This is a genomic window from Lactobacillus sp. ESL0684, from assembly GCF_029392675.1.
In the GTDB taxonomy this organism is placed as follows: Bacteria; Bacillota; Bacilli; order Lactobacillales; family Lactobacillaceae; genus Lactobacillus.
The window spans coordinates 1,732,596-1,751,904 of record NZ_CP113941.1; the positions used below are offsets into that span (position 1 = coordinate 1,732,596).

Genomic DNA, 19,309 nt, shown 5'->3' on the forward strand with positions numbered 1-19,309 from the left:
ATAAATTTTACCAAAAATACGGCTAAATTGCAGAAAAGTTGAATGTAAGGCAGGCGTGTTATTTCTGTAACAACAATGAAATATTTTAAGCGTACTATATTCAATAGTAATAAATCTAGTTTTTAAGGAATGAAGAAATTGCGGAAAAGTAAAAGTTTAATTTTAAAGATTCTTTCAGCGTTAATGCTAGCCTGCAGCTTAATCGCTGTCTGTGAAGTAACCAACCATAATCCAAGTACCCAAACAGTTCAAGCTGCTAAGTTATCTAAGCGTGAACGCAACGCCAAGAACTGGATTGCACAACGCGAATCTGGTGGTAACTATCACGCACGTAATGGTGCTTGTTATGGCAAGTTTCAATTAAATATTGGTTACCTTCATGGTGACTATTCTAAAAAGAATCAGAACAAAACGGCGGACAGATATGTCAAGAACCGTTATGGTTCATGGGTAAATGCCAAGAAGTTTTGGCAATCACATCATTGGTATTAAACTTTTCATTCCTAGATATACAAAAACAACCTAGCAAATCTGCTAGGTTGTTTTTTAGTTGGATATAATTTCCAAACGTACTTATGATTTTTGATTGGATAAAAACTTTATAAATCTGGCTTCATCCCTAGCTGACAAATAACCAACAAATTTTACAACTACGTACTGTTCCTCCACTCTACGTAAAGCAACCGTGTCTATCCATGACGGTTGCCTTAGTCCCGCAGATAACCAATCTTTAATTTCAAAATACATGCTCTTAAGATATTCGGGTTTATGAGAAAATTGACTTGTTATTTTGTAATAAGTGATTTTTTGATTACCATTCCTAACTACAAATACTGGTCTAATTTTAGAACCTAGCCTACGTCCTTTGTCATAAGCCAGATCAGCAATCATAATACTGTTCTCACGAACACTACCACTCATCGCATAAATTCCTCACTATCTGCTTTTTTTGATAAGTCTAATTCTTGAATTGGAGACTTTTCAAAGGCTAATTTACTAATTGCATCAAAAAATCCGCTAAAATCTATGGTTTTAACGGATTAGCACTTTTTATTAAAGTAACTAACTAAAAATTCCCTATAAACAATTTACCACATACCAATAATCTTCATCCAGCCTAAGCCAATTACTCCGTAGACTAGAATATAGAAAATTCCGAAAACAAAGCTCATCTTCCACCATTCATTTTGTTTAACATAGCCCGAAGCCGCTAAGACCGAAGCTGCCGGACTCGAATAGTGAGTTGTTGACCCCATGATTGCAGAAAAGAAAGCTAAAAATTGAGCAGCCATCATCTTTGGAGCGCCTGCAGCAATTGCTACAGTTAATAGTGGCAGATACATTGCTGAGTTGTGTGCAGTTGCACTAGCAAATAAATAGTGTGTGTAAAAGAGAACTAACGCTAAAATAATTAACACTAAGAGCCAATTTACACCCTTTAAACCAGCCGAAATACTGCTGGAAATCCAACCGATAAAGCCAAATTGGGTTAGCTTTTCCGCCATAAAGATTAAGACAGACATCCAGATCAAAATGTTCCAAGCACCTGTTTCGTGCAACAAATCATTTGGCGTCAAAATGCCAGTAAATAACAATAATGAAACGGAAATAAAGGCAATCAAAGTTGCATCAATATTTAAAGTACTCGATAGCATCCATAAAATCAAAGTAATCGCGAAGATTAGACTCATCATTTTTTCTGGCAAACTAAATTTACCCATCTCAGCTAATTGGCTATCAGCCCACTCTTTGGCATTTGGCGTTTCCTTAATTTCTGGCGGATACATTTTATAAACAAAAAATGGAATTACTGCTAAACAAATTGCCGCTGGCACAATACTGGCTAAAAGCCAATTCATCCAGCTCAAAGTTACGCCAGCTTTACCAGCCATCGCTACCGCAATTAGATTCGGTGCACAGGCCGTCATAAATAACGATGAAGTAATAATATTAACTTGAAATTCCGTAAAGGTTAAATATGCACCCATCTTTTTTCTTGATGGATCGTTAGGCTTAGAATCAAACGTATCTGCAAGTGATTGAATTAATGGGTAAACCACCCCACCAGCCCGTGCACCATTTGATGGTGTAGCAGGTGAAATAATCAAATCAATTGCCCCAATGGCATAGCCTAGACCAAGTGATTTTTTACCAAACCACTTAATAAAATACAAGGCAATTCTACGGCCTAATCCCGTCTTCACAATCCCACGTGAGATCATAAAAGCCATGGCAATCAGCCAAACAGACGAATTACTAAAAGCATCGACTGCACCCTTGGCAATTACCTTACCATCGACTACTTTATCAGCTAAAGGAACCAGTCCTAGACAAATAGTCAAGGTGAAACCGATCAGCGTCACTCCTGCAATTGGTAGTGGCTGCGTGATACAACCTAAAATAGTCGCCACGAAAATGGCTAACATTTGCCAGGCCTGAACACTCACTCCCGCTGGGCGAATTGCCGTGGTAAACCAAATTGCTAATCCTGCCACTAATGGCAAAATAAATTTAGAATAGTTTATTTTCGCTAGATTTTTCATAAATCCTCCTTCTAGACATAATCACCATAGTATCATATTCGTTGCTGAGGTAAAGGGCTTTTTTGCACATCTTATAGTTACAATTAAACTTAAGAACATACAAAAACACCCTTGGCTACCCAAGAGTGTTTCTGCGATTTATTTAAAAAAATACTAATTAAGCATGATGTGCATGGTGCCTCATGGCGTGTGCTTGCGCCTTCCGAGTCTTAATCCAACTAGCAAAAAAGGCTACTCCAAAAACAATTAATGACATAACAGATCCAGCAATAACTAGATCGGTATTACTATTCATAGTCATCGATTGCTCACGTGCAAATAAGTCTTCTGACTTATCAACTTGTCTGCATAACCCAAAGAACAACATGATCAGACTACTTAGAGTCAACAAGCCATTAATCGCCATCCACATTCTAATCTTTAATAACTTCATAAAATCATGTCCCTTCTTTCGATATAAATGTCTGTATTATATACCCCTAAAAAATAAATGCAATACTTTTGCATAAAATAATTCAAGCTTTTTAATTTTTATCTCATTAGACGCCATAACAACTGCTTTTGCCAAACAGCTAATTAAAAAAACGACCCACATAGATCGTTTTTTAACTAATACTTAAACATAAATTGGGAACAAACATCATTTATTGTCCCCATTCACTTGCTAGCCATTCTTGTGCTAACTCAAACCAATGTGCCGCATGAGGATTTTCTTGCCATTCGCGTCCCTTAGTTACCATATCGCCGCGAGCTAGCGAAAAGCCATGACCACCTTGATTAAATAAATGAACTTCACAAGGTACTTGATGTTCATGCAACGCAGCAATATATTCCAGTGTGTTGGTAACTAATACCATCGGGTCATCCCAAGCATGAAAGATAAAAGTTGCAGGTGTTTCACGTGTAACTCCTAACGAACTATCTTTGAGATACCGATCTTCTGGTACCATCGATTCTTCATCTTCTGGTACCTTAAAGCCAATCTTTTCAATATCAATTAAGGGATAACCTAAGATCGTCTTATTTGGCAGAACCTCAGCTTGCTCAAAATCATATTCCGTTTGGTATTTTACCGAAGTAGCTAAATAGTTAGCAATACTGGCAACATGCCCACCTGCAGAAAAACCAATCGTTACAATCTTATCAGGATCAATTTGATATTCTTGTGCATGCTCACGATAATATTGCACAGTTGCCAAAACATCGAGCGCCGCATCAGGATAAATCTCACCTTCATCTTGCACCAAGTTATACTCCATGACGACACTATTAAAACCGCAATTATTAAAAGCTAAGGCAATTGGCTCACCTTCACGCTTGGATAAATGATCAAAGCTACCACCAGGAATTACAATTGCGAGTGGATGTTTAGGTGTTCGCAACTCACCGATTTTAGCCAAAGTATACGTATGAATCTTAAACTTACGTCCATTAAAATTAGTTAAAGTTACATCTGCAATTTTCATTTTTTCACCTCTTGTTTTACCATCGTTTTAGTCAATAAGGCTGATGATAGCGGAACTGTCAATAACACACCAATCAGCGAATACAATACTACCAAAGCCTCATTAACGAACATCTTATCATTTACCACTTCACCAAAAGTATAATGTAGCCGAAAGTACCATAGAAATAATGAAAGAAAGCTACCAAACATCCCAAAAAGTATCGTATTCATCGCTGTTCCCAACACATCATTGCCAATTTTACTCCCACTAGCTAACAAATCGTCCTGACTAATCTGAGGATTATGCTTCTTAATTTCTAATAGACCTGAACTTATAGAAACAGCTGCCTCAGCTACAGCTCCAAGTGCTGAAAACATTGCTACGGCTACGGAAATTAACGGATAACTCAATCCCGGCATCTGTGACAAGCCTACCAACATTTCACCGGCTTCTGGTCCCAGCCCTGCCGCTTGAGCTAGCCACTCACAGCCAAGAATTACAACGCTAACTAGCAAACAAACAATCAGCGATACATAAAACGAGTTCTTAGCAACTTGATAATCATGTGTTCCCAAAAAGATAATCGTAACTAATTTTAATGGTACAAAAATCAAAATTAGGAGGGGAATGCTAATCCCCCAAGATATCATAATTGCTACCAAGATTAGTAACATGGTATTGATTAAGACACTAAAAAAGCTACGAATACCGGTTTCTCCGCCAACTATGGTCATTAAAATTGCCAAAACAATCACTAAAGCAGTTAACGTACTCAATTTTCATCCCTCACTTTGCGTCTTTTTTCTTCTAAAAACAGCAGACTACAGCCTGTTGCAAAGACAACAGTTAGAACTATGCCAATTGCGGAAATTACACTTTGCGTCGCCCCCAGTGATAAGGTAAAGCCAAAAGTTGACCCTAAGCTATTGTTATCACGTAAATAAATAATAGTCATCGGTAATGCTTCTGACATAAAAATTAAAACCAAAACATTAATTAGCGGTCCCATAATCTCTTGGCCAATTGTTCGTCCACTGTTGATCAACTGTCTAGCTGTTAAATCTTTTTTGGTTTCAACCAATTCAGATAAACTGGAAACTATGTCTGTTGCTTCATCCATTACTGCACCCAAGATTCCTAATAGTGTTTGTGCTAGAAAAATTCCTCGTGGGTCTTGCGTCGCGTAATCGCCCATTTCATATTTAATCTCAGACTCACCTGTTAGTTGCATTATTAAGTAACATAAAGCAAAAGAAACAAATGTCCCTAATAAAGTAGCCAACCACGTTGCCAGCATTTTACGATTTAATCCTTGCACGATTAATAAGCTGAAGAAGGAGAAGACAATATCGGCTAAACTAAATAATAAAATGATGTATGACCCATTCAGCTTCACGTCTAAAATAATGACTAAATAAAAGATCAACCAACTCAGTGCCATCGAAACTACTAGGCCAATTGTCTGCCGACCCGCTACCACTACCATCAGGGCAACTGTCACGGTCAAGGACAGGACTAACACCCAATCACGCTTTGGATTTTGGATAGCGGGATCATGATGCTTGATGTTAACAAAGATTCGCTGCCCCGCGCGATACTTTTGCGTTACCAATTGTGATGGATAGTAGAGATTAGTCGTCGTAAACTTTTCACCCTTGTGTTTACCAGATAAAACCTTTAGGTGCAGAATTTGCTTTCGAGTTTCATCTTTATTACCGTAAACATCTGTACTTTTCTCTACCAAAGTATCCTTGATAGCGTGATCGGTAATAACAGCTACATCATCCTTATTATAAATATCAGTGGCTAAATAAGTACAGACAGTTAAAATAAGTCCAATTACTGCCACCATTAGTGCTAAAAAATAGCGCCGCCTAGTCTTTTTCAATTTGCTCATCCTAACTTGATATTCGCTTACCATATCATGATCTATTTTCGAGGCTAATTATGATAAAAACGGCTTTTTAACTAAAAGTCGTTTCTACATTTATATATTAATAAATCGTTGCCACCAATGCTCTTTTTTTGGCTCCAATTGCATATCTGATAATGTACGATGGGAATTTGCCTCTTGTTTTTCAGCATTTTCCTTGGCTTTAGCCAAGATCTCCTCGTGCAATTGCGCACTCGACTTAGTTTGATCTTGCTTAACCTGTTGCCGTTTTTCTTCAATAGTTAATGGACGGTCTTCTGGCTCTTCTGTTTTCGTTGGAACGGCATCTTCTTCATCAGTCACAATTCCTGAAATATCAGGTAATCCAGCAAAGTCATCAACTGTTTGGTCAGGCTCAGGTAATTGTTTCTGCTTAGCAAGTAAATCCTGATTTTGTTCTTCAATCCGACTAAGCTGCGTCTGTAAGTCTTTAATTGCCGCATTCTGCTGACTAATTGTTTGCTGCAGAGTATCAAGTACTTTAACTATTTCAGGAGAAGAAACTAAATCTTCTTGACCAGCTTCAGCCTTACGCGCTGGTGTCTTAGGTTCATCGCTTACCGCAAAGATTTGCCGGGCTGCTTCTTCCAATGTTAACCCATTATTCTTGGCCAATTGATGAAAATCATCTAAGTCTTGCACATCTTGCTTACTATATAAACGTGCCTTTTGCTTATTTCTAACGTAATAATCGGATTTACCCGTAATTCGCTCAACAATCAGTGAATACTTACGTAGCGTTGCGACACTGATTTGCAATTGCTTAGCCGTAGCAGCCGGTGCGGTTAGCTCTTCAAAATTATGCTTATTATCTGTCATTGCATGTTCTCCCCAGCATAAAATGACTAATCGATTTTATGTAATAAAGTCTGCTTGTGGTCGTAATATTCTTGACCAGCTTCAATTAATTTAGTAATTAAGTCAGTATAAGAAATTCCCGCTTCTTCAAATAATTTAGGATACATACTAATATTGGTAAAGCCAGGCAAGGCATTTACTTCAGTTAAGACTATTGCTTGGTCGCTATCGCGCAAAGTGAAATCTACTCGAGCTAAGCCATTACATTCAGTTACTTGATAAACCTTTAAGACGTTACTTCTGACTTCTTCAACGATTTCAGCAGGTAATTTAGCAGGTATTTGCAACTGGGTAGTTGAACTATCATCATACTTGTTAGCATAACTATAGAAGTCGCCTTGAGCATTAATGATTTGACCTACTCCCGAAACGATTGGCTTGTCATTGCCCAGAACTGCTGTTTCAACTTCAGTACCATGAATGGTTTCTTCAACTAACACTTTGTCATCATATCTAAAAGCATCAGCTAACGCTTGTTCGTATTCAGCGGCATTAGTAACATGGTGTACACCGACCGAAGAACCTTGATTAGCTGGCTTGACAAACAAGTCACCACCAAGCTGCTCGCTGACCTTGGCATAATCACGCTTAGCGTTATTTTGGTCATCATATTCAAACCGTTTAATCGAAATCCAATCAGCTACCTTGACCCCAACACGTTCAGCTAAAATCTTAGTAAACTCTTTGTCCATCGTCACTGCAGCTGACAAAACATCATCACCAACAAACGGTTTATCTAACAGACGAAATAGCCCCTGTAAAGAGCCGTCTTCACCCAGATTACCATGAACAATCGGAAAGAAAACATCAATCTCAGGCAAATTACCTAATTCACTCAAGTTAGCAAGATTGGCAATTTTGTGAGGAGTTTCAATCGTATATTTAGGATTATTTAGCACCTTGAAAGAATCTGCTTCACTCGCTAAATAGCCATCATTGGTCATCCAAATGGGATGCACATCATACTTATCTTGATCAATCGCGTTATAAATATTATGACCAGAATTGATTGAAACTTCGTATTCGGAGGAATTTCCACCAAAAATTAGACCAACTTGTGTTTTCTTAACCATTGTTTTTGCCCCTTAATATCATTAATCTCCTTTATTATACGGCAATTGGTTAGTAAAACACGAAATTTAGTAGAATTTTATATTTTCACAACAAAAAGACGACCTAATCTAGATCGCCTAAAAATGGATATTAATATATATTTTAATTAGTAGCAAGACAATAATCCACAAGCACAATGCAAACTAAATTTACCAAAATTATTAGTATCATTGGTAACAGCATGGTTTGCTGATAAGCGTAGTTATTTTCAGTAGTTAACGATATTAATAATACTAATGCCGGCATCTGCAATCTAAGACAATTAAGCACATCGCTACCCAGTTGCTTAGCTACTATTTCTTCCTTTAGCGGCAACCAGATAGTTTCTATCATTGAAACTAGAAAACTGCCAATTGCACAAATGGTATAGATATTTGATACCTTAGCTAACAATAAAATTGCCAAAACAGCAATGTAGATTACTTCTAATATTAGTCTTTTATTATTCGCTTTCATTTGAAATCTCACTATGCTTAAACAATATCAAATCGCTAATTAAAATGGAAATCATTTTCCTAACTATATTATGTATTATTTTCACATTAATGGCAAGCAAAGAATTAAAAAAACATGAAAAAAAGCAGTTCAAACGAACTGCTTTTAAACACCACTATTTTATTAATTACCAAATTTTGATTTTAAAGAATTTCTTTAAACCCGATAAGATAAATGTTGGTAAAGCCGGTACAAAAATCACTAACAGATACAACTGCCAGTTCAGGGCTGTTGTGCCCATAATAAATTGGAAGAATGGAATTACTGTTACTAAGAACGAACTAATTCCTGCAAACAAAACTGCGGCTATTAACCGTTTATTTTCAAAAGGATTCCGATCAAACAACGTTTTCGTACTACGAGCGTCAAAGATGTGCCACAATTGTCCATATACTAAAGTCAAGAAGGCAATTGTTTGCGACTCTTCACCGCTCATTCCTTGCCGGGCTGCCCATAAAAATGCGGCAAAGACTAGCACTCCCATGAAGAAGCCACGTATTAATACCCTTGACCATACATGATTGGCTAGGACAGACTCTTTAGGATCGCGCGGACTTTTTTGCATAATCCCCGCTTCTGGTACATCATATCCCAAACTAAAAGACGGCAAGGAATCACTAATCATGTTAACCCACAAAACCATCAGAGCAGTTAAAGTTGGTGTCCCAACTGCCACCTGACCAATTGAATGATTGAAAAACAAGAAGCCTAATAATATTGCCAATACTTCTGCCACATTAGTTGTTAATTCATGCCGAATAAAGTTCTTGATATTGCCATAAATTGTCCGACCACTTTTAACCGCAGATTCAATCGTAGTAAAGTTATCATCAAGCAAAATCAAATCAGCAGAATCTTTGGTAACTTCCGTGCCAGTAATCCCCATTGCGATTCCAATATCTGCTGCGCGCAGAGCTGGCGCATCATTGACACCGTCACCAGTCATTGCAGTAACTTGATTATGCTTTTGCAGTTGTTTAATAATCCGCTGTTTGTGCGCTGGTGAAACTCGCGCATACACATTAGTTACTGGGACACGTTCAAAGAGTTCCTCATCAGTCATTTTCTCTAATTGAGCACCAGTGATAACTGGTGCATTTTTACTGCTAATAATTCCTAGATCGGCGGCAATCGCCCGAGCAGTATTCTCATGATCACCAGTAATCATTACTACTTCAATCTTAGCATCATGTAAATTCTTGATTGATGCCTTAACTTCTTCACGTGGTGGATCAATAATTCCGGCAACGCCAGTAATCACCAATCCTGCTTCAAGTTCTTCAACGGGGGCATTTAAAGCCTCTTGTTCCGTAACTTCCTTTTGCCCAACCGCTAATGTTCTTAAAGCCTCATCGGCAAATTCATTAACTGTTGCCAAAAAGTTTGTTTTAGCAGCTTCACTATCAACAACTTGATCATTAAGCAAGACTGCATGAGCTTGCTTAACCATTACATCAGGTGCGCCCTTAGCGTAAACAATATAGCGATCTTGTTCTTTTACTACCACACTCATCATCTTACGACTGCTGCTAAAGGGTAAAGTGCGGACAATTTCATTATCTTTTAGCAAATCTGCTCGATCAATATGGGCCTTTTTACCCAAAACAGTTAAAGCTACCTCAGTTGGGGCACCAACAGGAACGTGTTCACCCTGTTCATTGGTTTCAATAGTTGACGTATTGCACAAGACTGCGCCTTTTAAAAAGGCTTGATCACTATGTTCGTTGGCATTTTGGCTATGAATCTCACCTTCAGGTTTATAGCCTAGTCCATCAACTTGATAATATTGACCATTGGCGTAATATTGCACCACTGTCATTTCATTCTTCGTTAATGTCCCCGTTTTGTCAGAGCAAATATAAGACGTAACTCCCAAAGTTTCTGCACTATTTAGCGATTTAATCAGGCCATTATTCTTTGCCATCTTACGCGCACCAATTGTCAATACAATTGACAACACCGCTGGCAAGGCATCTGGAACAGACGCCACAGCTAACGCGAGGGCTGTTGATAAAACGGTCGCAAATGCCGCAACGTTCATAGTTTTCGTTTTAATCATAATCATGATAAAAGTGAAAACTACCAAAATCGCTGCCATAATCATCATAACCTTAGTTAGGTCTTTGACTGTATCTTGCAGCGGTGAAGGCTTATCTTCAACCTCTTCAATCATTTGGGCGATATTACCAAGTTCAGTTTCACTACCAACTGCCACAACTACGCCTAGCCCATGACCGTTAGTAACCGTTGAACCTGAAAAGCCCATATTATTGCGATCAGCTACTTCAACTTCATCTTCGATGGCCGCAGTTTGCTTCTCAATTGCATCTGCCTCACCCGTTAAGTGTGACTCAATTACTTGCAGTTCGCTAACTTCTAGCCAACGGACATCCGCTTCAACAAAGTCCCCAACTTGACTGCTAATCACATCACCAACAACTAATTCATGAGCAGGAATACTTTGCCACTTACCATCACGCAAGACATTAGTATACCGATTATTCATCTCTTTCAAGGCATTCAGACTTTTACGCGCACTAACTTCTTGCCAAAAGCCCAAAATCGCATTGACCATGATTAAGATGAAAATTGCAGCAGCTTCATAGAGGGATTCTTGGCCACTTCTTATTTGTCCTTGAACCTTAATCTTGTAGTAGGCACTCAATAATGAGAGTATGACTGCACCGATTAAAACAATGATAATTGGTTCTTTAAAACTTTTAAGAAGAATTTTCCAATAGGGATCTTCGCGTTTTTCAGGTAACTTATTCTCACCAAATTTGGCTCTTTGTTCTGTTACCTGACTGGCAGTCAGCCCGCTCTCTAAATTGACTTTGAATTGTTCAATAATTTCTGCTTTACTCTTTTGATAGAAATTCATTGGCCGTCCTTTCTTAAATAAAGGAAAAAGCGCGGCTAACAAAATTTTGCTCACCCTCAAAAGCACATCTTGTGAGCCAATACTTTAACCTAAAAATTACATTTTTCTGATATTAAAATATGGCTATCTAGCACTAGCTTACTTGAGCTACTTACTTTTTGCAAGTAATATACTTGACAGCAAATAATTTTGAACTAAACTTTATTGCTTTAATAAAAACAATAGTTATTTTTTATTAAAGTTTTGCTTTTATCTATAAAAAAATCATGCAAACTATAGTAATATAGATTATCATCGAGAAAGTGACGAAGACGAATAGCATGCCATCTAAAAAACTAATACTGATCTCAACATTGCTTGTCTGCTTTTGTGCGACTAAGACTACCTTTGCCGCAGACTTAAGTCCCACTGAAGCCAGTCAAGTAGAGCAATATCAAGCTGAGTACACTACTTTACGTAAAACCGAATACAATATCCATAATCTTTATGCAACTAAGCCAAAGTTAAAGCGTAAATTTAATGCTGGTAGTTTGGCTCCTGCTTATATTAATGATCAAATAGCCTATATCAATTATTATCGGGGACTTTTTGGTCTGAATCCAATTACTAAGAATAAGCAAAGTAATCAAAATGCTCAAAAGACTGCTGCTGTTATGGCAGCAATTAATGCCAATCCTTTTATCAACCAACATGGTCTTCCTTATGAGAAAAGGCCCAAGAATATTACTAAGACCACTTGGAAAACTGCTCAGGATACTTCTCAAAAAGCCAATCTAAACTTTAATGCTAGTAATCAAAGTGCAGGAGAGGTCATTAGTGATTTAGTAACTGATCGCCACAACCTAACCGGCAATGATACTGGACATCGTGCTTGGATCTTATCGACTAGACTTACATCAACAGGAGTTGGCGCCGCTTACGGTACTAACGGCTATCGCTATTCAGTCCAAAAAGTCTTGAATCCAAAAGATATTTTTCGTCCTGCTAGTAAAAAAATGGTAGTCTACCCCAATAATGGAGTCTTTCCAATTGAACTGTTGCAGGGCAATATTGCCTGGTCAATTTACTTTTCTGATCAAACAATCAAGCATACTCCCAAAATCATTATTACAGATCTTGATACTCAGCAATCTGTACAAGCGACACAAGTAAAAAATTATCATGATATTGGATATGGCAACTTTCAAACAATTATTACTTATTCGCCAGGTTCACTGCCATTAATCACAGGTCATGAATATCGAGTTGATATTCAAGGCATTTATCAGTACCAATTTAAATTATTTAATCAAGCACAATAAAAGACAGGAGGGTATCTCCTGTCTTTTATATTTTTTAAAATTGTTTACCCAAAATATCTACATCAAGCACTTGCTCACCCATATCAGCTACACATGGCAAATGACCATAAACCTGATAGCCAGCAGCTTTAAATAAAGCCTGACTTGGCAAGTTATTAGTAAATATATAAGCCAAAATTGTATGAATTTCTAATTTCTTTACTTGTTCTGTAACAAATTGTAATGCTCGTGTACCTAATCCATGATGTTGCCAATCGCGATCAATATAAACACTAATTTCAACCGTAGCATGGTAGGCAGCGCGCCTATAAAAAGGGGTTAAACTAAGCCACCCTGCCTTATGTTTGTCAACTTGGATTATCCAAATCGGATGTTGAGCATCTCGAGCAGCAAACCAATCTTGTCTTTGTGCTACTGTCACCGGACTTAAATCAGCCGTTACACTCTTACTCGCAATATTTTGATTGTATATTTCCACAATAAACCGCAAGTCTGTATCTTTTGCCTTAATAAATTCTATCATCGGCTTTACCCCAGTAACTAATCAATTATTAGATGTGATTTCCCACGGAATAGCACTTAGCACATAAATAATTACGCCAACAATTACGAAGTTTAAAAAAACACTGCTACTAATTTCGATTAGATAACCAAACACTGCAAGATCAGCAACATTGCAAACAACTGGAATTAGCGCTAATACCCCGGCAGTTAACATTAACCAGAAGCCAACCCACATTCCAGCAGCAGTTATCAGATGCCATAATTCTTTGGCCGAAAATCGTTCTCTCATTTCGCTAATTAACGAATACAAACTGGCAATAGCAGCTACCAATAATACAATATTGATCAATAAAACCATGACAGCAATGTTTGCACCTAAGGTAATAGTATTCAAGCTGAAAGTATCAATAACTTCATATGGCGCATTATTGGCTAGCTTTTTTAATTTTGCTTGGACTAACTGCGCGTCACTTGAGGCTCCCTGACCAATATTCAACTCAATGTCATGCAGTATCTGTTTAGCCAAAGTTAGATTATTAAACTTAAACCAATGCAGTCCAAGGGTATAGTCGATAATATGGTCCGCAATCGGCTGCGTTTGCTTATTCGTCAGAAGATTAGCGCTATTACCATCTTCATCAGCACCAATCGCTTCAGCCAAAGCATCAAAATGTTGATTAACTTGTCTGACAACAACCGCTTGATTGTTATCACTACGAATTTGGCCCTTCATATAATATGGGTTTAAAAAAGTCACGGTAATCATGGTTAACGTCACAATTAGGAGAATTAGAAAAGGCAGTACCTTTTTGTATTGATTATTCTGCGGCTGACTTACCTTAGGTAACCCAGTTTGCGCACGATTAGCCATATTATCTTCCTTCTAACATACAATCTCTTTATCGTCATCAAACATAGTGTTAATTGCATCATGAATCACTTCGATATCAGCAGCGGCAATAATCTCATGACCAGCTTGTAGTTCTTGTTTTATCTGTTTAGAATTATAATTTAAAAAACTATACATAAAAGAACTAGTAGCATAATCTGCTAATTGCTCTGCGCTTAAATTATATTTTTCACGATTACGATATAGAAATCCGACTCCAGTAACTACAAAAGCAATGCCTGATTCTACTTGCACCATATCAAACGGCGTATCGTCAAATAATTGCACTTCTTTAATCCAACTATTGAGCATTTTACTCCAAGTATCGAGCGTTTTAGTACTACTAAAAACTTCCAGAATAATCCGCTCTAGCCCTTGATCATATATACCAAGCATCGCAATTATATAAATGAAAGCCTTGGTTCGCGCACAAATTCCAGCGTTAGAGTTACTAAACTTACTCACTTGCTGGTCTAACGTATTAAGAATATTTCGAACAACATCATCAATCAACTTGGACTTATGCGAATAATACGACTGTAATAAAGACTTTGAAATTCCCGATTTTTCAGCAACTAACTGAAAAGAAACATTATCCATCCCATTTGTTCGAATTAAAGAAAATGTATTATTTAGAATAATTCTGCGCCGCTTAAGGTTCTTTCGTCGTGCCATAAGTTTTCTCCGTTTTCTATACACTTTGCTTTTATTATATCAATCATTCAAGATAGATAAACAAAATATACTAAAAGGGAAATAACCCCTATTTTTAGTATAACTAAGTCACGCTTAGTTAAAAACAAGGATTATTAAGTAAAAGTTACTTCTCATTTTCACTCAAAGAGTGCATAGAACGATCATTATAAGCATAATTAATGCCACGCGCTAGCAGTAAATCAACTGAAATTCTGACCATGCGATCTGGATAATGGCTATGCTTAATCGTATCTGTTACTACAATTTGTTCAATTGGTAGTTCATTCAACACTTCAGTCGCATCTTGCGATAATAATGCATGAGTTGCTGCAACATAAACCTTTTTAGCACCAGCAGCCATAACTGACTTAGTTGAAGACGAAATTCGTGAACCAGTATCAATCAAGTCATCAACAATGATACACTTTTTATTCTTCACGTCACCAATCACATCGTGCACTTCAGTATCATAACGGGCACGACGCTGATCAACAATTGCAATTGGCGCATTAAAGAATTGACCAAAGTTACGAGCCAGTTTTGCCCCCGAATGATCAGGTGAAACAACTACTAAGTTGTCATCATCTTTAGTCGCAATCCCATTATCAAGGAAATACTGTGCCAAATGCGGTAAAGCATGCAAATGATCGACTGGAATATTGTAAAACCCTTGAATTTGTGAAGCATGTAAATCAAGAGCAATCAAATGATCCATTCCTGTAATTTGTAATAAATTAGCCACTAACTTAGCAGTAATCGGTTCACGTGAGCGTGTCTTAGTATCAGAACGTGAATATGCTAAATATGGAACAACTACGCTAACCTTATGTGCTGATGCACGATGCAAAGCATCCAAAACGATTTCTAATTCCATAAAGTTCTCATTAACTGGATCTTGAATCGATTGAATGACAAACACATCACACCCACGAACGCTTTCACCAATGTTTACTTGAATCTCACCATCACTAAAATGTTGCACAGCTGTTTCAATTAATGGCTTTTTCAAGATTGAAGCAATTTTTTCATTTAAAGCTGGATTCCCACTTAACCCGATTAATTTCATTGGGTGCATTAATTGCAAGATTTCTTCCTTATTCATAGCTACCTCTTCATTAAAAATACTAATCTTATCCCTTTATTATACTCAAAAACTAGTTTGTTTGACCACAGAGTCCACTCTAATTACTATTTAAAAAATTCTTCCATTAAATTAAGCAGCTTAAAACTTTTAACTGCATAACTATCATGAGTCTGACGGGGCATTACAATCAATTGCCCTTGAGGAATTAATTGACTGTACCAACGCACATGCTCGACTTTGACCCAATCCTTTTCACCGACAATACAATAAGTTGGAATAGTGATTGCTCGCAAACTATCGACCGACATGAAGCTCTCAGTTAGTTCAACTTGACTATCACGATCAAGTCGTAAAAACCGTAAAAAACCTTCAGTCAAATAATGATACGGACTAATACCGTTGCCGTTAACAAAAACACCAGCAATCATTAGCTTAGCAAAAATTTGCGGCTGCTGACTGGCAAGCATCATAGCTACCAAGCCACCCGCATCAAAGCCAAAACAAAAACACCCTTCAATGCCAACTTGCTTAATAAAACTGGCAACATCCTCGACTTCAGTTTGATAGTGTTCAGCCACGTCTCCTTGGCTTAAGCCATGTCCCCGCATATCGAGCACATAGACGGTATAATAAAGCGACAGCGGGGCTGCTACCTTATCAAACATCCCACCATCTAAGTGATGTCCATGTAGTAAAAGCAGTGGTTGACCCTTACCTAACTTAGTATAGTATAGTTGGTTGCCATTAACCTTTTCTCTCATTGCTGCTTCCTTTCACTAGCTTCGATTAACTTTTGTTCAGCAGTATGGTCTTTTTTATGTTCTTGCCATAAACTGTGAACAATCATCTTCGCCACTATGTAATTTGCCTTAAAATTATCAGGAATCATCTTTAAGCTAAAATCATGTACCATGCTATCCTTGCGTTGCCAATAATGATATAAAGGTTGACTATCACAATAAAAGCCCTGCGTTAATGATAAATATTCAATATTGAAAATCTGATCTTCCATGAAGGCTAAGTCTTTGACAAAACTTAAGTTATATTTGCGAATTACCGATATTTTATAACCTTTGTTCCAAGTATAGCCTTTAACTGCACTGGCAAATAAGTGATTATTAAATAGTGACCCCAATAAATTAGTAATCAACTGATAAGTTTTTAACTTGCTCTTTAATCCGCGAACTTGCTTTTTAGTTGCACTTACTGAACCAGATCGGTATTCATAATCTAACCAAAAACCACACGATACCATTGCTGCTTCTGGATGAGCATGAAAAGCGCGAACAAAAAAGGCCGTATAGTCAGCATCAACCCAATCATCACCATCATGAAAAGTACAATATGGCGTATCAATGTTGTCTAATCCAACATTACGGGCATCAGACAAGCCACCATTGGTTTTATTAATTAGTTTAAAGTAACGAAATTTATGCCGATAATGCTCCGCAATTTCACGAGTCTGATCAGTTGAGCCATCATTGACAATTAGCAACTTAAAGTTTGGATCTGTCTGGCTTGCAAGATGGTCTAACGCTCTAGCTAAATATTTCTCAACATTATATACCGGCATAATAACAGTTAATTCTGGTTGCTCAGTCATAACATCCCCCTCACAATTAGATTTATTATACCATTTAACAGTTAAAAATAATCTAAGATAAATAACAAAAAACGTTTAGCTTGACCTTTTATTGCCAGTCTTTAGTATAATTAACTTATTAAAAAGGAGTTAATTATTTTATTATGAACAAAAAGATTTCTATTTTTGCCCTCATCACGATCCTAATTACTGGTATTGTTAGCATGAGTGCATCTAAGCAAACAGTCAAAGCCGACGACTTGCCTATTATCTGTTTAGGAACTTCATTAACTAATGATCAAAAAGATGGCACCCTTAAGACACTGACTAAGCCACTCAATAATGGCAGCTATCAAACAATTACTATCGATGGTAATGACCTAGTTAAATATCTAAATCCTTCTGGCGATAACTTTACAACTAATTCTGGAGTCTGGTCCAGTGCTATGATTAAGAAGTCGGCTAGTGGTAGCGGTATTAATGTGCAAATTATCGACTACAACGGTCATAACAATATTACCAAGATCACTACGAGCCAATATAAAAATGCTGCACTGACTGCTGGTATTAGTGACGCCGATATTTATGTAACTAGTGCTACCCCCATTGATGGTTCCGGAGCCTTAGCTGGCGTCTATGCTGCTTATGCTAAAACCGGTGAAAACCTAAATCAAGCTCAAGTCAATGCTGCCCAAGACGAAATGGGCACTTTAAGTAAGATTACCAAAGAAAACTCTGATAAAGACGGTTATAGCGATGCGCAACTTAATCATGCTGTTGCTGGCGCCAAGCAAGAAATGGGTAAAGTTGGCAACAATATTTCTAATAGTCAAATTCATGATATCGTTGACAAACAAATTAATATTAACCACCTTGGCGATACCATTAACAATAACCAAAAGCAGCAAATCATCAATGTTTTAATTGAAGTCCGTGATTCTGGAGCGTTGAAGAATCATAATTTTAAACAACAGGCTGCTAGTGTTTCACAAGGAATTAAGGAACATGCTAAAGGTATTTTTGATAAAATAAATACTCCTAAAAATCGTAACTGGTTCCAGCAAATATGGCATAATGTGACCGAATTCTTTGGACACCTATTTGGTGGCACTCTAGTTTTAAACTAATTACATTTGATCCATAAACTGATTCAATTTATGGTCGACAAATTCATTGCCACGATTATTAGCATGACCTTTAGTCCATTCAAATTTGGTATTAGTAAATTGCTCAAGTAATTGATCTAACTCTTGCCAACATGCTAAATTAGCAATTTCACCTTTGGAACTCTTTTTCCAGCCACGCTTCTTCCATGACTTGAGCCAGCCCTTGTTAATCGGTTCTAATACATATTGGGAATCTAGCGTAAACAATAACCGTTGCTGATTAAAGCCCAGCTTGATTAGCTTCTTTAGAGCTTCAATCAATGCTGTTAATTCCATCTTATTATTAGTCGCACCAAATTCGCCATTACTATCAGAAGTTGCTTGCTGTTGCCCGGCTTCTTGCCATTCAATTAAATACGCCCAAGCAGCTTTATCGGTTGCTTTGACATGGCCACCCTTGTAATTACCTGTATTGCGTGTACCACCATCAGTATAGATTGCTGCAAAAAAGTCACTAGGATTGCTTGACTTAAAATGATTTGATCGAGTAGTTTTAGCTGGTTTACGCTTAGCAGTGACCAGCTTAGCGGGCTTTGTTGGTGGCTTAACCTGTTGACTTGCTCGCTTAATTTTAGCAACTGCTCGCTCCAAGGTATCTTCATCTTTTTGTAAGACTTCATTGCGCTCCGTTTGACCCCAGCCTAAATAATCAGTTGCATCAGTGATGTTCTTAAAAGATTTATATTCAGCATTGGAGTAGCCATTGACTTGTTGCTTCGCCGCATCCCAACTACGATAAATACCTGGCTCACGACCTTTTCTAACTGCATAAAATTTCATTTTTTACCTTCCTACACTCAAAGTTGTTTTTCAATG

Annotated in this window: 19 protein-coding genes and 1 pseudogene; 3 read left to right on the plus strand and 17 right to left on the minus strand. The window is 37.5% G+C overall.

All coding sequences use genetic code 11. From position 1 onward, the window contains the following. The first annotated feature begins 129 nt into the window (after nt 1-129). The gene (locus tag OZX56_RS08460) at nt 130-492 is read left to right on the plus strand and encodes an aggregation promoting factor surface protein (protein ID WP_277139578.1); all 363 of its coding nucleotides are present in this window, start codon (nt 130-132) and stop codon (nt 490-492) included. A gap of 81 nt (nt 493-573) precedes the next feature. Here the strand turns inward: OZX56_RS08460 and OZX56_RS08465 are convergent, their stop codons facing one another. The 10 genes from OZX56_RS08465 to OZX56_RS08510 all read right to left on the minus strand — a co-directional run bounded on the left by OZX56_RS08465 (nt 574) and on the right by OZX56_RS08510 (nt 11,271). Next, on the minus strand, nt 574-921 hold the full coding sequence (locus OZX56_RS08465) for a hypothetical protein (protein WP_277139579.1): 348 nt from the start codon (nt 919-921) through the stop codon (nt 574-576). A gap of 167 nt (nt 922-1,088) precedes the next feature. Continuing rightward, entirely contained in the window at nt 1,089-2,543 is a 1,455-nt protein-coding gene (locus OZX56_RS08470; protein WP_277125547.1) for a DASS family sodium-coupled anion symporter, read from the minus strand. Between the two features lie 157 nt (nt 2,544-2,700). After that, nucleotides 2,701-2,976, minus strand: a complete 276-nt coding sequence (locus OZX56_RS08475; protein WP_277125546.1) for a hypothetical protein — start codon at nt 2,974-2,976, stop codon at nt 2,701-2,703. Nucleotides 2,977-3,187: 211 nt separating this feature from the next. After that, the gene (locus tag OZX56_RS08480; RefSeq protein WP_277139580.1) at nt 3,188-4,009 is read right to left on the minus strand and encodes an alpha/beta hydrolase; all 822 of its coding nucleotides are present in this window, start codon (nt 4,007-4,009) and stop codon (nt 3,188-3,190) included. Continuing rightward, the gene (locus OZX56_RS08485) at nt 4,006-4,767 is read right to left on the minus strand and encodes a YibE/F family protein (protein ID WP_277125543.1); all 762 of its coding nucleotides are present in this window, start codon (nt 4,765-4,767) and stop codon (nt 4,006-4,008) included. The genes OZX56_RS08480 and OZX56_RS08485 overlap by 4 nt, the downstream gene beginning before the upstream one ends. Continuing rightward, entirely contained in the window at nt 4,764-5,879 is a 1,116-nt protein-coding gene (locus OZX56_RS08490) for a YibE/F family protein (RefSeq protein WP_277139581.1), read from the minus strand. The genes OZX56_RS08485 and OZX56_RS08490 overlap by 4 nt, the downstream gene beginning before the upstream one ends. A 99-nt stretch (nt 5,880-5,978) precedes the next feature. Then, nucleotides 5,979-6,743 carry a transcriptional regulator gene (locus tag OZX56_RS08495; RefSeq protein WP_277139582.1) on the minus strand — a complete coding sequence of 255 codons (765 nt, stop codon included), beginning with the start codon at nt 6,741-6,743 and terminating at the stop codon, nt 5,979-5,981. A 26-nt stretch (nt 6,744-6,769) separates the two neighbouring features. Then, entirely contained in the window at nt 6,770-7,855 is a 1,086-nt protein-coding gene (locus OZX56_RS08500) for a D-alanine--D-alanine ligase family protein (RefSeq protein WP_277139583.1), read from the minus strand. A 142-nt stretch (nt 7,856-7,997) separates the two neighbouring features. After that, a complete protein-coding gene (locus OZX56_RS08505; RefSeq protein ID WP_277139584.1) occupies nt 7,998-8,351 on the minus strand; it encodes a hypothetical protein in 354 nt (117 codons plus the stop codon). A gap of 166 nt (nt 8,352-8,517) precedes the next feature. Beyond that, nucleotides 8,518-11,271: a cation-transporting P-type ATPase gene (locus OZX56_RS08510; RefSeq protein ID WP_277139585.1), complete on the minus strand. Its 2,754-nt coding sequence runs from the start codon at nt 11,269-11,271 to the stop codon at nt 8,518-8,520. A 320-nt stretch (nt 11,272-11,591) separates the two neighbouring features. Here OZX56_RS08510 and OZX56_RS08515 point away from each other — a divergent pair. Then, nucleotides 11,592-12,563 (plus strand): annotated as a pseudogene (locus OZX56_RS08515) (CAP domain-containing protein); the annotation flags it as partial. 43 nt (nt 12,564-12,606) lie between these two features. Here the strand turns inward: OZX56_RS08515 and OZX56_RS08520 are convergent. The 6 genes from OZX56_RS08520 to OZX56_RS08545 form a co-directional block, all read right to left on the minus strand. Continuing rightward, entirely contained in the window at nt 12,607-13,095 is a 489-nt protein-coding gene (locus tag OZX56_RS08520) for a GNAT family N-acetyltransferase (RefSeq protein ID WP_277139586.1), read from the minus strand. 21 nt (nt 13,096-13,116) lie between these two features. Beyond that, a complete protein-coding gene (locus OZX56_RS08525; protein ID WP_277139587.1) occupies nt 13,117-13,947 on the minus strand; it encodes a hypothetical protein in 831 nt (276 codons plus the stop codon). A gap of 12 nt (nt 13,948-13,959) precedes the next feature. Continuing rightward, nucleotides 13,960-14,640: a TetR/AcrR family transcriptional regulator gene (locus OZX56_RS08530; RefSeq protein WP_277139588.1), complete on the minus strand. Its 681-nt coding sequence runs from the start codon at nt 14,638-14,640 to the stop codon at nt 13,960-13,962. 145 nt (nt 14,641-14,785) lie between these two features. After that, nucleotides 14,786-15,763, minus strand: coding sequence for a ribose-phosphate diphosphokinase (locus tag OZX56_RS08535; RefSeq protein WP_277125517.1), 978 nt, complete (start codon nt 15,761-15,763; stop codon nt 14,786-14,788). Nucleotides 15,764-15,849: 86 nt separating this feature from the next. Further along, entirely contained in the window at nt 15,850-16,506 is a 657-nt protein-coding gene (locus OZX56_RS08540; protein ID WP_277125514.1) for an alpha/beta hydrolase, read from the minus strand. Then, complete coding sequence (locus tag OZX56_RS08545; RefSeq protein ID WP_277139589.1) at nt 16,503-17,348, minus strand: glycosyltransferase family 2 protein; 846 nt, start codon at nt 17,346-17,348, stop codon at nt 16,503-16,505. Before OZX56_RS08545 ends, OZX56_RS08540 begins: the two co-directional genes overlap by 4 nt. 143 nt (nt 17,349-17,491) lie before the next feature. On the opposite strand from OZX56_RS08545, the gene OZX56_RS08550 reads away from it, so the two are divergent. Next, nucleotides 17,492-18,454 carry a DUF1002 domain-containing protein gene (locus tag OZX56_RS08550; protein WP_277139590.1) on the plus strand — a complete coding sequence of 321 codons (963 nt, stop codon included), beginning with the start codon at nt 17,492-17,494 and terminating at the stop codon, nt 18,452-18,454. Here OZX56_RS08550 and OZX56_RS08555 read toward each other — a convergent pair whose 3' ends face one another. Next, nucleotides 18,455-19,273 carry a ribonuclease H family protein gene (locus OZX56_RS08555; RefSeq protein WP_277125508.1) on the minus strand — a complete coding sequence of 273 codons (819 nt, stop codon included), beginning with the start codon at nt 19,271-19,273 and terminating at the stop codon, nt 18,455-18,457. Nucleotides 19,274-19,309: the final 36 nt, after the last annotated feature.

Excerpts from the sequence above, each read along its gene's own strand:
- OZX56_RS08500 (WP_277139583.1), bottom strand. The coding sequence starts at position 7,855 with ATGGTTAAGAAAACACAAGTTGGTCTAATTTTTGGTGGAAATTCCTCC.
- OZX56_RS08465 (WP_277139579.1), bottom strand. The coding sequence starts at position 921 with ATGAGTGGTAGTGTTCGTGAGAACAGTATTATGATTGCTGATCTGGCT.
- OZX56_RS08505 (WP_277139584.1), bottom strand. The coding sequence starts at position 8,351 with ATGAAAGCGAATAATAAAAGACTAATATTAGAAGTAATCTACATTGCT.
- OZX56_RS08460 (WP_277139578.1), top strand. The coding sequence starts at position 130 with ATGAAGAAATTGCGGAAAAGTAAAAGTTTAATTTTAAAGATTCTTTCA.
- OZX56_RS08520 (WP_277139586.1), bottom strand. The coding sequence starts at position 13,095 with ATGATAGAATTTATTAAGGCAAAAGATACAGACTTGCGGTTTATTGTG.
- OZX56_RS08495 (WP_277139582.1), bottom strand. The coding sequence starts at position 6,743 with ATGACAGATAATAAGCATAATTTTGAAGAGCTAACCGCACCGGCTGCT.
- OZX56_RS08545 (WP_277139589.1), bottom strand. The coding sequence starts at position 17,348 with ATGACTGAGCAACCAGAATTAACTGTTATTATGCCGGTATATAATGTT.
- OZX56_RS08475 (WP_277125546.1), bottom strand. The coding sequence starts at position 2,976 with ATGAAGTTATTAAAGATTAGAATGTGGATGGCGATTAATGGCTTGTTG.
- OZX56_RS08540 (WP_277125514.1), bottom strand. The coding sequence starts at position 16,506 with ATGAGAGAAAAGGTTAATGGCAACCAACTATACTATACTAAGTTAGGT.
- OZX56_RS08525 (WP_277139587.1), bottom strand. The coding sequence starts at position 13,947 with ATGGCTAATCGTGCGCAAACTGGGTTACCTAAGGTAAGTCAGCCGCAG.
- OZX56_RS08530 (WP_277139588.1), bottom strand. The coding sequence starts at position 14,640 with ATGGCACGACGAAAGAACCTTAAGCGGCGCAGAATTATTCTAAATAAT.
- OZX56_RS08555 (WP_277125508.1), bottom strand. The coding sequence starts at position 19,273 with ATGAAATTTTATGCAGTTAGAAAAGGTCGTGAGCCAGGTATTTATCGT.
- OZX56_RS08550 (WP_277139590.1), top strand. The coding sequence starts at position 17,492 with ATGAACAAAAAGATTTCTATTTTTGCCCTCATCACGATCCTAATTACT.
- OZX56_RS08535 (WP_277125517.1), bottom strand. The coding sequence starts at position 15,763 with ATGAATAAGGAAGAAATCTTGCAATTAATGCACCCAATGAAATTAATC.
- OZX56_RS08510 (WP_277139585.1), bottom strand. The coding sequence starts at position 11,271 with ATGAATTTCTATCAAAAGAGTAAAGCAGAAATTATTGAACAATTCAAA.
- OZX56_RS08480 (WP_277139580.1), bottom strand. The coding sequence starts at position 4,009 with ATGAAAATTGCAGATGTAACTTTAACTAATTTTAATGGACGTAAGTTT.
- OZX56_RS08470 (WP_277125547.1), bottom strand. The coding sequence starts at position 2,543 with ATGAAAAATCTAGCGAAAATAAACTATTCTAAATTTATTTTGCCATTA.